A 13,333-nucleotide genomic window follows, 5' to 3' on the forward strand; every position below is an offset into this window, starting at 1 on the left:
ATCAACACACCATAAAAAGCTATAATTTTATGGTGTGCGACGCTGATGAATCTTGAATACTAGGGAAAATTTAATGTCTTCCTTCAAGACTCACTTTCCCTCTAGCCAGGTTAACGCTTGTTCTTTGTCGGTAAAATACTTCGCCTCACCAGAAACAAACCATGCACTGACTTTTGTTCCCAGCTCTAGCCAGCGGCTGTTCCCAAGAATCGCAATTTTACTGAACTCTTTATTATGCTTCAGTCCGAGTTTGAGATCATCCCATGCAGCTCTGAGGTCCCAACCATCAAACTCTGACCCATCAAAAAACATCTTTACGTTTGGGTGTTCGACGCTACTTAACGTATTCTCAATGAGAGGTGTGATAGTTTCATAATCTTCGTGAGTGAGCTTTCCGGTTGCTTTAATCGTGATAAATACTTCTTGATTAAAGCGTTGTATTCCAACCAAAAGACCGTGAGTTAAGATTTCCATAGTAGTCTCCTCAATGCACCATCGAGATCATTCCAATGGTCATGTCATTTAACAGAATTACATCACTACAACCATAGACTATCGGAATAGCACTCGCCGTTTATTGATAGAGATCATGATAAAGTTTAACTCAAGCCATTCAAACGACGCTAAACCGTTACTTCAACCTCATAAGACGTAAACTTGCGTATGTTGATGACACCGGTATCAAAGATTAAGTACTGCCCTTTTATGCCCTGCAAAACCCCACTCACTCTTGGTTCTTTATCGAAGTTGTGAGATTTAATTTTCTCAGGAAAGGCAAGCACCGGGTAATTAATTTCAACAACATCAGAATCAACAAACTCTATTTCTGACTCGCCTTGGCTGGATATTATATTCGCTAGTGACTGTTGTAATTGCGACTTTAAATCGTCAGCAACCAACTTCAAATCCATAGGATCAGCATTACCTTTGAGCATCGCTCGCCAGTTGGTTTTATCGGCAATAAGATCTTTAAATGCCACTTCAACAAGACCCGATTGCTGACGCGTTGCCACTTTTAATATTTTTAACGCTTGAGTCGCGCCTTGATCAACCCAACGCGTTGGAATTTGTGAGTGACGAGTAATACCGACTTTAAGACCACTGGTATTCGATAGATAAACATAATGCGGTATGAAACAGTTCGCTTCTCCCCATTCTGGCTCACGACAAGTCCCTTCATGGTAGTGGCAAGTTTCTGGCTTCATAATACACATGTCGCAACGCGCCAGTTTACGCATGCATGGAAAACAATAACCTTGCGAGAAGCTTTTTTTGGTCAGAGCTCCACAGTGAGCACAATTTATTTTTCCTGTAAAAGTCAGTGTAAGTTCTTTTCCCAGCAAAGGATTCAAAGGAACCAATTCATCACCCACTGGCAACTGATACTCTACGGTATCAGCTAAATTCGATACCATCTTTCTTAAATTTCCAACAATCATAACGGCCTTGCAGTCAGTTTAAATACAATCGATAGTTTGACAAAGTTTGATGAAATCGAAAAGAGGCCTAACGAAAAACTCTCCCGTAGGAGAGTTTTCTTTCAGATTATTGGAAGTTCGATACGCACTATTTTTATATCGCCAAAGCTAACTCGGTGCCTTGTCGTATTGCTCTTTTGGCATCTAATTCTGCGGCTACATCCGCTCCGCCTATAAGGTGAACGGGTAGGCCTTTCTCTTCAATGGATTGTTGCAGCTCTCGTAATGGCTCCTGGCCAGTACACAAAACAATGTTGTCGACCTCATAGACGGTCACTTCATCACCGACCTGTACATGCAATCCTATGTCGTCGATCTTAAGATACTGAGCACCACTGACCATTTTTACCTGTTTATTCTTCAAGGTAGCTCGATGTATCCAACCCGTCGTTTTACCCAAGCCTTTTCCCATTTTGGTGGCTTTGCGTTGAAACATAATCACTTCTCGTGGCGATGGTTCAATGATTGGCTCGGGTAGCAGTCCACCACGGTGACGGTATTCAGCATCCACGCCCCACTCTTTCATCCAAGCCTGTGGTCGTAACGTTGTTGATTCACCCGAATGCGTTAAATATTCGCTAATGTCAAAGCCAATGCCACCGGCGCCGATAACTGCGACTTTTTGTCCTACAGGCGCTTTATTTAAAATTACGTCTAAATAAGTCAACACTTTTGCGTGTTCAATGCCTTCAATTTTTGGAATTCTTGGAGTAACCCCAGTCGCCAGTACAACTTCATCAAACATTTCTTCTTCAAGTAACTCAGCGGTGGCCGTGGTATTCAGTCGAATGGATACCTTCGCTTGGGTTAACTCATGACTAAAATAATCTATCATTCCGTAGAACTCTTCTTTTCCAGGAATTTGTTTGGCGATGTTGAATTGCCCGCCCAATCGTTCACTGCGTTCGAACAAAGTCACTTTATGACCCCGTTTCGCCGCTTCTAGCGCAAATGACATCCCGGCAGGACCAGCGCCAACAACCGCTAATTGCTTAGGCTCGACCGCACTGCTCGCGACTAACTCGGTTTCATAACAGGCGCGAGGGTTCACAAGACAGGAAGCTCTTTGTTGTTTAAACACATGATCAAGACAAGCTTGATTACATCCGATACAGACATTTATTGACTCTGGTTTTCCAGCTGCAGCTTTATTTACAAACTCAGGATCGGCAAGAAAAGGCCGCGCCATAGATACCATATCAGCTTGTCCAGCGACTAAAACACTTTCTGCAACGTCAGGCATATTGATTCGATTGGTGGTAATTAAAGGCAGTGAAACCTCTGACTTGAGTTTTTCAGTGACCCAAGTAAAAGCCGCTCTAGGTACCGAGGTTTGAATGGTTGGAACCCGAGCTTCGTGCCATCCAATCCCGGTGTTGATCAAAGTCGCTCCAGCTTGCTCAATTGCCTTGCCCAACGCAACGACTTCTTCCCAACTTGAGCCTTCTTCAACTAAATCGATCATCGACAAACGATAAATGATAATGAAGTTGTCACCGACGGCTTGGCGAATTTGCTTTACGATTTCAATGGGAAACCGAATTCGGTTCTCAAAACTTCCGCCCCACTCATCGTTTCGTTTGTTTGTTCTCTGACAAATGAACTGATTAATCAGGTAACCCTCTGACCCCATTACCTCAACACCATCATAGCCCGCTTCTTGAGCTAACTTTGCACAGCGAACATAATGACGAATAGTCGTTTTCACGCCGCGTGATGAAAGTGCTTTGGGTTTAAATGGATTAATCGGAGCTTTGATAGCAGAAGGTCCACAATTCAACGGGTGATAGGAATATCGCCCGCCATGTAAGATTTGTAGGCAAATCTTACTGTCAGCTTGGTGAACAGCCTCAGTAATAATTCGATGCTTTTTAACTTGGCGTCGTGAGGACAACTGAGAGGAATGAGGTGCTAATCGACCGCGATAATTCGGTGAGATGCCCCCAGTTACCATTAGCCCAACGCCTCCCCTAGCTCGAGCGGCAAAGTATTCCGCCATTTTCTCAAACCCGCCTTTTTCTTCTTCGAGACCTGTGTGCATCGATCCCATAAGTACGCGGTTTTTAATTTGAGTGAAACCGAGGTCCAAGGGTTTCATTAAATTAGGGTAAAAAGCATTCTGATCCATATCTTTTCTCAATATTCTGGTCTAACCACTTAACCCGAAACTTTAACAGCGACCATACAATAAATCTAGCAATTACATTTAATTACATTTTGCGACAGCGTTTAAATGTAATAAAAACGATAATTAACATACTCATTACCCGCTATCTTTTTAACAAAGCACTTTACCAGTTAAAGTTATTTTTTAAGAAGAGGCAATAACCTTTTGTTTTTAAGTGAATTTTAGGGAGTCACCGTGGAAAAACCAGCTGGTACCGCCGCAAAGATTTTTTATTACATCTGGATGGTATTTAAAACCAATGCCATCGTTGTATTCGGATTAATTGCATTATTTATCACTATTTTTGGGGTTATTGTTCCCATGTTTAGTGGTGGCGAAAGAGTTAAAGTGCCCGAAGGTGCTGCATTGGTGTTTGCACCGAAAGGCGTTATCACCGAGCAACCTCAATTTGTCGATCCAGTGACAGAAGCGCTGAATGAAATTAGCAATCAGCAGCCTCCAGAAGAAAGCATTTATGACCTTCTTGATGTGCTTAAAGAGGCAAAAGACGATGATCGCATCACTACCCTCGCGATTTATCCTGGGCAAATTTCTGGCGTTGGACCAGCAATGCTAGAGATGCTTCGTGATGGCATTGCCGACTTCAAAGAAAGTGGCAAAAAGGTCGTAGCCTACGGTGACTTCTTTTCACAATCGCAATATTACATCGCCGCACAAGCGGATGAAGTTTATATGCATCCCTATGGTGGTGTCATTTTAGAGGGCTATAGCCGTGTTCGTACCTACTACGCTTCATTGCTAGAAAACCTAAAAGTAACCCCTAACGTTTTCAAGGTAGGTACCTATAAAAGTGCAATTGAGCCTTATCTTCGCGACGATATGTCAGATTACGCAAAAGATGCTAATCGCGCATTCCTTGGCGATATTTGGGAGTTATTTAAGCAAGATATTGCAGCAGCACGTGGAATCGACGCAGCCGATATTGACCGACAAATTAATAGTTATGCTGAAGGCATGCGACAAAACAATGGCGACTTCGCCCAATTAGCGATCTCGCAAAAATTAGTTGATAAACTCGTCTCTCGTCCAGAGTTTCGTGAAATGATGATCGAAAGAGTCGGACAAAATGAAAAAGAGACCAGTTATAAGCAAATTAATCATCGCCAGTACTTGAAGGCCATCAAACCACCCATCGAGTTTAAAAACCCTAACAGCGATAAAGTCGCCGTGATTGTCGCCAAAGGCGCGATCATGGACGGCCGCCAAAAAGAAGGGACTATTGGCGGCGATACGCTGGCCTATAAAATCCGACGTGCTCGTCTTGATGATAAAGTTAAAGCGATTGTGTTACGCGTCGATAGCCCAGGAGGCAGCGCATTTGCATCGGAAGTGATTCGTCAAGAGTTACTAAAAGCAAAGGAAAAAGGCTTGCCTTTAGTTGTATCAATGGGCACTTACGCCGCTTCAGGTGGCTACTGGATTTCGGCAAACGCAGATGAAATCTGGGCACGCCCTTCCACTTTGACTGGCTCAATTGGTATCTTTGGTTTTATTCCTACCTTTGAACGTTCGCTTAATTGGGCAGGCATTTCTCGAGACGGTGTTGGAACGACCAATCTTGCCGGTGCTATGGATGTGGGCCGCGGCTTGTCGCCAGAAGTTAAAGAGATCATTCAAGCCAATATCGAAAATGGCTATCGTCGCTTCTTAACCTTAGTTTCAAATGGTCGTAATATGACTACCGAAGAAGTTGATGCGATTGCTCAGGGACGAATTTGGTCTGGTATCAAAGCAAAAGAACTTGGCTTGGTCGATAATCTTGGTTCACTCAATGACGCGATCAAATCTGCTGCGAAACTGGCTAACTTAGAAGAGTCTAAATACGACATCTGGAAAGTTAAACGTGAGTTGACTGAAAAAGAACAATTATTGAAAGATTTATTCAATGCGACGGTCGCTGAATCGCCAGAGCTTATTGAATCATTCAAAAGTGATACGCCTGTCGACGCTTTAATCCTCGACTTAAAAGCTGAAATGGAGAAAGTTAAAGTGTTTAACGATCCTCATCATGCTTACGTTCACTGTAATTGTGAGATCGATTGATAACTCTTTTAACTAACAAAAGTTGTCAAAACTAATGAAAAAGGCGAACATTATGTTCGCCTTTTTTAATGAGTAATCGAATGACCAAGCGATCTGTTTATATTGCCTATACAGGCGGTACTATCGGTATGAAAAAAACTGCTCAGGGATTTGCCCCAGAAGCAGGCTACTTAACGCGCGAATTGAAGCAACTTGCCGATCTTAATCGAGCCGATATGCCGGACTATGTAATTCATGAATACGATCATCTGATCGACTCTTCGAACATTACTCCACAAGACTGGTTCGCCATCGCCGAAGATATTCGGCAGAATTACCAAAATTTTGATGGGTTTGTCATTCTTCATGGTACCGATACCATGGCTTACACAGCCTCAGCTCTTTCGTTTATGCTCGAAGACTTAGACAAACCAGTCATCGTGACGGGGTCGCAAATTCCCTTTGGAGAATTGCGTAGCGATGGAAGAGATAATCTTATTACTTCGGTCATTCTGGCGGCCGAACATGCTATTCCTGAAGTTTGCTTATATTTTCACGATCGACTATACCGAGGTAATCGAGCACAAAAAATCGACGCCAATAACTTTCACGCTTTTGGTTCACCCAATTTCCCCCCGCTTGCAAAAGTGGGCACCACGATTGAGTTGAACAAACACGTTATGATCGAGGCCAACTCTCGGCCGTTTAAAGTTCAAAAAATTACGCCTCCACCGATTGCTGTGGTTAGCATTTTTCCCGGAATGTCTGCACAAATGCTCAGTAATTTACTGATTGATCCGATTCGCGGACTGATTCTACAAACCTTTGGAATGGGCAACGCACCGTCTAATGATGGCGAGTTCCTAAAAGTACTGGAAGATGCGAGTCAAAGAGGCGTCATCATTGTCAATATTACCCAGTGCTACCGAGGCTCGGTTGATATGGAGGGCTACCAAACAGGTAACCGGTTAAAACAATGCGGCGTGATTAGTGGATACGATATGACGACCGAAGCCGCTTTAAGTAAGTTGTACTATTTGTTTAGTCTCGGTTTGAATACCAGCGACATTAAATCGAAAATGCAACAAAACTTACGGGGCGAATTAACGCTCCCCCTAAAGAACTTAATGAATTAACGCACTTGATGATTTAAATCACTATATGATTTAACGCTCTAAACGATTTGGGTGCGCTGAACACTAACGCAGCAGTCAGATTTATAGGACATGCTATAACTTAGGGGCGAAACCCAACATAAATGAGGCAGTGTAGGGGCTGCCTTTTTAAGCCATCTTTCTGAATAAATTTCAAACACCACTTGCATAAGTAGTGCTTGTAGTAGTACATTATTCCTTAATTATCATAGTGAGGAATAAGTTTATGGCATCCCTCAGTGTTACAAGCAGTGTTACAAGCAGTCTTACCCGCAGTGTTACCAGTAGCGCAAATAGGAGCGCAAACAAGAATGCCCCCAAATACGATGGGAATGCGTCTCAGGGGCTTATTTTCACCACTGGCGAGCGAGAAACAGACCAAATGTTCATGGAAGAGCCGGAGGCATTCAAATTAACGACCTTGCCTTTCAAGACCAAATCTAGAGCGGTAGCAACGAACTACCGTCATCGCTTTACCAAGCAGTTTAGCACCTCAGCCCTAGCTGATGACTCTTTAAGTGACATAACTTCTGACGCCAAGCCAAAAAATTATAGACACTTAAACTTGGAGCAATTCGCCCTTATCGATGAATTAGAGACCCACCAGTCTTCATCACTCAATGCGGCCAACAAGTCACTTTACAACCCGACAACCGAGTTTATTGAAGAGCATTGCAAGACGATTATTTCAACCAATCAATCTCCTGATGTCCCGTTCGAGCGCTCTATTAACCCCTATCGCGGTTGTGAACATGGATGCGTCTACTGCTTCGCCCGACCCTCTCACGCGTACTTAGATTACAGCCCAGGCTTAGACTTCGAAACCAAAATTGTATTTAGAGCCAATGCCGTAGAACAGCTGGCTCGGGAGTTCGAAAAACAGAATTACACGGTAAAACCCATTGCTCTAGGAATGAACACTGACGCTTATCAGCCTATCGAAAGAGACAAGCAGATTACCCGACAGCTGTTGCAACTTTGCCTTGACTACAAACACCCTGTCACCCTTTTGACTAAAAGCAATCTTGTCTTAAGGGATCTCGATATACTTCAAGAACTTGCAAAGTTTAACTTGGTCCATGTCGGCGTAAGCATTACAACATTGGATCATCGCCTTAAAAATTCGCTTGAGCCGAGAGCGTCATCAGGGAGTGTACGCCTAAAAATTCTTGAGAAGCTGGTCCAAAATCGCATCCCCTGCTTTGCGATGATCGCCCCAATCATTCCAGCGTTAAACGACTGTGAGATTGAAAAGCTCCTACAGGCGATTGCTGCCACAGGAACTCGTCATGCCAATTACATTATGTTGCGATTGCCTTACGAGCTCAAAGATATTTTTAGTGATTGGTTGACCGACAACTATCCGTACAAAAAAACAAAAGTACTCGCCTACTTAAAGGACATACGTGACGGGTCGCTGAATCAAAGCAGTTTTGGTGAGCGCATGAGAGGCTCGGGAGCCCTAGCTCAAATAATATCAGCTCGATTTAAATTAGCCTGTAAAAGCTTGAACCTTAATGAAGTCCCGCAGCCTTCTTTAAATTGCAATGCTTTTACAACCAAACAACCACAGCAACTTAGGCTGATTTAAATCGTTAGAACGAGAAAAAGACTCATAATTGAGCCTTTTTCAAAATCAGTGCAGCAAACAGCAGGTTAGAAAGCTTACTTTTTATAAGCCATAATCTTAGTGTTTCGGATATTGTTATTTACTGGGTGCTCCCAAAAGATATCATCGACTTTAATATTTTGAACTAACTTATCGAAGACTCGCTGGGCGCCAAAATGATCAGCAGTTTTAAGCAATGAACCACCAGAAAAACCGACTTCAGCTTTGCAATAAATTTCTCGGTAATTATTGTAAAGGCGAATATCTGAAGTATTCAAATAGCCGATCATTCGAGTGTCATTATCTTCTTTAACCAGCTGGCATAGACTTTCTTGCACATCTTCATCAACCTTTGACTCTCCAGCGAAAGCCGATAAGACAAAGCTAAATCCCATTAATACGAAAACTCTCATAGTGATTGAACGGTTCATGTTTAATACCTCGTTACGTCATTTGAGAGATAGTTTATTTTTTAATCATATTTTTCACTATGAGATGGTTATCCAACCTCGTGTAAGCCTTTTCCTACTTGTTATCGCGGTCATCGACGATAACTGACTAATAGCAAAAGCTCACCTAATGAGATAATTTTTCAAAAGAGCATTGAATTATCATAAATATCAATAGGTTGTTTTTTTGATAACCGACGTTTTAACAAACCAAAGGTCGCTTGAAGTAAGCGACGCCGGTTAACATAAGACCAAAGTCGTCGTCAGATTAAACGTTGCGTGGGCGACAATGCATAGACTTAGGCGCTGGCTTTTCAGGTACAAAATTCCCAAGAGTAGACTTGAAGTAAAAGCCATTACAGCATTTAAGGAATAACCATGCAGCAGTGCAAACAGGACGCTCGTTAATGTCACAGCTAACAAAGGTGAGGTAATTTTTGAAATTTTATTTAATAAAACTCCACGAAACAACACTTCTTCGATAAGTGGCGCGAAGACAACAGCCACTAAAATCAATGCTAGCCGATTTGTAGTACACATATCCCCGAAGCCATTCACCGGCAATGCGTTAAAAGGAAATTCAGAGGACCATTCTAGAATGCTCTTGATAACGAGCTGAACGGTCAATGCCCATACAGCGGCAGCTAAGAGGGTGATTATCACGTATAAAACATGTATCGCCCATTTAGCAGCGCCTTTTTCGCGTTGTACTGGTTGGTCAAAACCAACAAATGCTACAACAATGGCCACCGATGCTGAAAGTAAAAAGACCAGTTGACGTTCAAGTCCGCGAACATAATGGTTGCTGAATATAAAATCCAAATAACCGGCTTCGAGAAAAAAGAGCGTTAATTGATGAGACAACAGCAAACTCGCAATCACCAAGAGTGACTGCGAGGATTGATTAGAAGCAATGCTTTTGATATTCAATACACTAAGATTGAGTAAAATGTGGAACGTATTCTTAAGTTACTTATTAAGAAACTTCTTTAAGTATTTGTAATTTGGAGTTAATTTTCCTTGATAGACGATCAAGGATCGATACAACTCTGGATGCAAATCTAAATCTTCAAACGATTTCGATAGATCCAAATCCATCAGATGCGGAATATAATTTTTTAAGATCGCACTGAAGTGCTCAGAAGCATCCTTCGACAGTTCGCAGGGTAAATTATCGATCGACATGACCGTAGGTCCTTCCCAAGAAACGCCGTCTTTCACGCTCTGCTCCACGACATTATAAGTAAAAGCAGGCTCATCAATGGTACTGGCCTTTTTAGTGCATTCCAGCGACCCGTCGATATCGCAACTAATGTCTCCAATTACCCAAGGTAATTTTTGCTGTTGTTCTACTAAACGATCAGAATCCAAATGTTTGGGATACTTTTCAGTCCAGTAAGGCGTTTGAATAAGTACGTTAAATTTACCTAATAAATTATCAAATGTACTGACGTACTCTTCTTTTCCATTGGCTACGAAATTGTCGTACTCAAAGTCGCCACCGTCTACTCTCGCATTAATGTGCCGAGAGCTGGCGACAGCATACCAACTACCTTCAGGAATATGACCTAGCAGAATGGATTCAATATCGATTTTTGGCAACTTTAACCAACGACAAACTTCTTCCGCTCCGCGACCAACGTTACCGGTTCCAACAATTAATGCGCGGATAGGCTCGCCTTTTTGCAAGTCGAGTTGAGCAAATTGCTCTTTGATTTCTTGAATATTGGTATAGTCTTTCGTCTGTTTCAGTCGTTGCAAATCAGTTTGTTTGTTAATTTGTGAAAGCTTAATTCCAGCGATCCAAAACGTATCTATTGCTCCGGCAATGCCAGCAAAACGCCCAAAGGCTATCGTTCGAGCACCACGCTCGTTCACGATGGTTTCATAATCAAAAAGAGTTGCACCTTGATCAATAAAACGTTGTAACAGAGGCATGTTATACGATTGGCCCTTGATCGTATGAGAAAAAGCAATATGTACTTGGCCTGGTTGAATTGAATCAACAGGTGGTTCTTTGATCCCTATTACAAGTTGGTGATGTTCCGGAGAGTCAACCAGCGTCGCTGCGATGTTGTTAAAACTGCCGTCGTCAAAAACTCGAATATCTGAGTGTTCAACGTCAACTTTGTAACCATTGGTGATAAGCTTCTCAATCGCCGCTGGCGTTAATGCCGAACGACGTTCCCATTGATTCTTGTGTTCCTTTCTTAATACTGCCGATAACATGCCATCTACCTATTCATTGCTATCACATCACCCTAGTGTTTGGTCGGTTCGTCTTTATTATCCGACACTGGGTTTTGCATGATTATGTTTTGTGAGTTGACCAGCGTTTCGGTTGCTCCCGACTTACCTAAACGCAAAGTGCCATCGTGTCGAATTCGAAACGGTTCATCTAAGTCACCGTGATGTTCGGCGTCATAGATCATGATCGCCTGAATCGCTGAATCCATTTGCTGTTCAGTTAGCCGAGTTCCATCGGCCCATTTACCTAATTCGACAGCGGTTTTGAGGTTTTGATACACCTCTGGAGTCATCGCTTTGAGTAACTGTTCAATGTCCACTTCAATTACCTCGACAGATTGGCTGAGATTATTGTTCGCTGGTGGCTATAATAACCGTTAGTTATTGCCACAGGATGGCCGCGGATTATAGGTTAGAGAGTGCAACTAAGCAATGGCAGACATCAGCAGGTTTTACCTGTTAACCAGGCAAGTTGGTGACTGAGACTCGCTCGCCTGGGCCCAGTCATTGATTAACAAGAATCGACACTCACAAAAAATACAGGTATGTACAAGTCAGTACATGGCTTTTCATAGCAATGGACGTCGAATACTAAGGACACTGCCTTGAGTATCTAATCACCGAGTATCTAATCAGCTCTTGAATGTCTCATACCAACGACACTTGAGCGATATCGACTTTGATTCAGAAGCGACGTCTAGTATCCGTCACTGAAGAGCACCAATTGTACTCCTCGTGCCGTCCACGGAGCAGTCTGACCACCGGCAAGCGGCATCGACGCGAACTTGGGTTTGCCATCGCTATCGACCGCTGTGTTCAAATAGTTGACCATGGTTTCAACCAAACGACCCGCGGCGAACATGGCTGGCCATGACCGATAGGCACTTGGCCAGTCCAGTGTGTACTCTCTTGGTCGAGTCCCTCCCCAACCAGGAACAATACCAATATTGGGGAAACGGTCGTGCAAGGTTTCAATGCCGGCTTCGACTAACAAAAAGTCTAAACGCGAGATAACTGAGGCCGAACAGCGACTATTCCAGCTAATCAACGTAGGACTGTTTGGCGAAGGCTGACAATTGGACGCCACCATACTGGCCAAATAAGACCACCCACTGTTCATTTTTGCGGTAGACTCTGAGTCGAGCTCAATAACCGTTCGCATAACGGCTTGAACATTTTCCCAAGTCACCTGTCGCTGTGGCAATCCAGCAAACATAAACACTTCCCTAGCCGTTTTCACCGCTAAGACTTTATCATCGAAACTCCACTCTTTACCCTGTTGTAAGAGTTCAACAAGCAGCCCGACACGATAAGCTAGAGGGCTTTCAGTAAAAGAATATTCCAAATATCCAGTACGTGGCTTCGGCCAAAAATACGCAAGAAGTCGATCATGCCAACCACTGACGGCTTCTCCGACGGCCTTACGTTGGTACATAGGTTGGTGTGGATCTTCATCAATCCAATCTACCAGAGCTCGAATAAACGCATCATCGTTGCTTTCGGCCGATGGAATGGTTGGTGGATAAATATCTTCGCCGATTATTTCAACACCGGCGTCATCCAAAATACAGGGTTGGTCAGAAGGCGTCTCAATATCGGCTTGGATTCTTGCTTCAGCAAAATTCAGGTACAAGTCTTGCTCATTGAAGGTCAGCGAATCCCAATAATCAAGCGCCTGATCCGTTAATCTAGCCCCCTCGACAAAGCCGTCGCAGACGTCGGTCTTGCACTCAACAAACCGCAAAACAGCCGGGTTCAAGCGAATAAACTCAGGATCGACTTGCTGGCGATCTCGAAATGACCAAGGAACCATCAACCGCGATAAAACTTCTACTGAAAATTGGCAACGTTCGTTCAAGAGCTGGTGCAGAGGCACAGCACTGTTATGCAGTGGCATCTTTCCTTCTCGCCACGCATAATGATCATCACTGAACCGTTTAAACCATACTTTCCAAGCAGCAATAAATAATCCGCGAGGGATTTGGTAGTTTTCTGCATTTGAAAAGGTCATTTGCATGCTTCAATCTCCTAATGTTGCAATTTAACTCCACTATCTGCATTCACCAGATGACACCTTAGGTTAGCACCTACCTAGTCGATTAGGCTGATTCAGAGTCTAACTATTATTCGCAAAACAACATAATAAGCGATTGATTTTTATAGCCATTATACTTTTACACATCAGT

At 43.1% G+C, this 13,333-nt stretch carries 11 protein-coding genes; 3 read left to right on the top strand and 8 right to left on the bottom strand.

Features of this window, described 5'->3' with window-relative positions; all coding sequences use genetic code 11:
- Positions 1-90: 90 nt before the first annotated feature.
- The 3 genes from Q9312_RS03625 to Q9312_RS03635 form a co-directional block, all read right to left on the bottom strand.
- The gene (locus tag Q9312_RS03625) at positions 91-474 is read right to left on the bottom strand and encodes a SpoIIAA family protein (RefSeq protein WP_309203189.1); all 384 of its coding nucleotides are present in this window, start codon (positions 472-474) and stop codon (positions 91-93) included.
- A gap of 149 nt (positions 475-623) precedes the next feature.
- Positions 624-1,415, bottom strand: a complete 792-nt coding sequence (locus Q9312_RS03630; RefSeq protein WP_309203191.1) for a DUF2797 domain-containing protein — start codon at positions 1,413-1,415, stop codon at positions 624-626.
- Between the two features lie 157 nt (positions 1,416-1,572).
- Positions 1,573-3,606 carry an FAD-dependent oxidoreductase gene (locus Q9312_RS03635; RefSeq protein ID WP_309203192.1) on the bottom strand — a complete coding sequence of 678 codons (2,034 nt, stop codon included), beginning with the start codon at positions 3,604-3,606 and terminating at the stop codon, positions 1,573-1,575.
- A gap of 234 nt (positions 3,607-3,840) precedes the next feature.
- On the opposite strand from Q9312_RS03635, the gene sppA reads away from it, so the two are divergent.
- The 3 genes from sppA to Q9312_RS03650 all read left to right on the top strand — a co-directional run bounded on the left by sppA (position 3,841) and on the right by Q9312_RS03650 (position 8,433).
- The gene (gene sppA, locus Q9312_RS03640; protein WP_309203195.1) at positions 3,841-5,709 is read left to right on the top strand and encodes a signal peptide peptidase SppA; all 1,869 of its coding nucleotides are present in this window, start codon (positions 3,841-3,843) and stop codon (positions 5,707-5,709) included.
- Between the two features lie 80 nt (positions 5,710-5,789).
- Positions 5,790-6,824 carry an asparaginase gene (gene ansA / locus Q9312_RS03645; RefSeq protein ID WP_309203197.1) on the top strand — a complete coding sequence of 345 codons (1,035 nt, stop codon included), beginning with the start codon at positions 5,790-5,792 and terminating at the stop codon, positions 6,822-6,824.
- Between the two features lie 244 nt (positions 6,825-7,068).
- Positions 7,069-8,433, top strand: a complete 1,365-nt coding sequence (locus Q9312_RS03650) for a PA0069 family radical SAM protein (RefSeq protein WP_309203198.1) — start codon at positions 7,069-7,071, stop codon at positions 8,431-8,433.
- A gap of 74 nt (positions 8,434-8,507) precedes the next feature.
- On the opposite strand, the gene Q9312_RS03655 is transcribed toward Q9312_RS03650, so the two are convergent.
- The 5 genes from Q9312_RS03655 to Q9312_RS03675 all read right to left on the bottom strand — a co-directional run bounded on the left by Q9312_RS03655 (position 8,508) and on the right by Q9312_RS03675 (position 13,164).
- A complete protein-coding gene (locus Q9312_RS03655) occupies positions 8,508-8,882 on the bottom strand; it encodes a hypothetical protein (protein ID WP_309203199.1) in 375 nt (124 codons plus the stop codon).
- Between the two features lie 258 nt (positions 8,883-9,140).
- Positions 9,141-9,782 carry a CPBP family intramembrane glutamic endopeptidase gene (locus Q9312_RS03660; protein ID WP_309204548.1) on the bottom strand — a complete coding sequence of 214 codons (642 nt, stop codon included), beginning with the start codon at positions 9,780-9,782 and terminating at the stop codon, positions 9,141-9,143.
- Between the two features lie 87 nt (positions 9,783-9,869).
- Entirely contained in the window at positions 9,870-11,129 is a 1,260-nt protein-coding gene (locus Q9312_RS03665; RefSeq protein ID WP_309203200.1) for a Rossmann-fold NAD(P)-binding domain-containing protein, read from the bottom strand.
- A 32-nt stretch (positions 11,130-11,161) separates the two neighbouring features.
- The gene (locus Q9312_RS03670) at positions 11,162-11,467 is read right to left on the bottom strand and encodes a YeaC family protein (protein WP_309203201.1); all 306 of its coding nucleotides are present in this window, start codon (positions 11,465-11,467) and stop codon (positions 11,162-11,164) included.
- Between the two features lie 377 nt (positions 11,468-11,844).
- Positions 11,845-13,164 (bottom strand): hypothetical protein, encoded by a 1,320-nt coding sequence (locus Q9312_RS03675; protein WP_309203203.1) that lies wholly within the window; start codon positions 13,162-13,164, stop codon positions 11,845-11,847.
- Positions 13,165-13,333: the final 169 nt, after the last annotated feature.

It is taken from the genome of Pleionea litopenaei (genome assembly GCF_031198435.1).
Taxonomy (GTDB): domain Bacteria; phylum Pseudomonadota; class Gammaproteobacteria; order Enterobacterales; family Kangiellaceae; genus Pleionea; species Pleionea litopenaei.

Excerpts from the sequence above, each read along its gene's own strand:
- Q9312_RS03625 (WP_309203189.1), bottom strand. The coding sequence starts at position 474 with ATGGAAATCTTAACTCACGGTCTTTTGGTTGGAATACAACGCTTTAAT.
- Q9312_RS03630 (WP_309203191.1), bottom strand. The coding sequence starts at position 1,415 with ATGGTATCGAATTTAGCTGATACCGTAGAGTATCAGTTGCCAGTGGGT.
- Q9312_RS03635 (WP_309203192.1), bottom strand. The coding sequence starts at position 3,606 with ATGGATCAGAATGCTTTTTACCCTAATTTAATGAAACCCTTGGACCTC.
- ansA (WP_309203197.1), top strand. The coding sequence starts at position 5,790 with ATGACCAAGCGATCTGTTTATATTGCCTATACAGGCGGTACTATCGGT.
- Q9312_RS03650 (WP_309203198.1), top strand. The coding sequence starts at position 7,069 with ATGGCATCCCTCAGTGTTACAAGCAGTGTTACAAGCAGTCTTACCCGC.
- Q9312_RS03655 (WP_309203199.1), bottom strand. The coding sequence starts at position 8,882 with ATGAACCGTTCAATCACTATGAGAGTTTTCGTATTAATGGGATTTAGC.
- Q9312_RS03665 (WP_309203200.1), bottom strand. The coding sequence starts at position 11,129 with ATGTTATCGGCAGTATTAAGAAAGGAACACAAGAATCAATGGGAACGT.
- Q9312_RS03675 (WP_309203203.1), bottom strand. The coding sequence starts at position 13,164 with ATGCAAATGACCTTTTCAAATGCAGAAAACTACCAAATCCCTCGCGGA.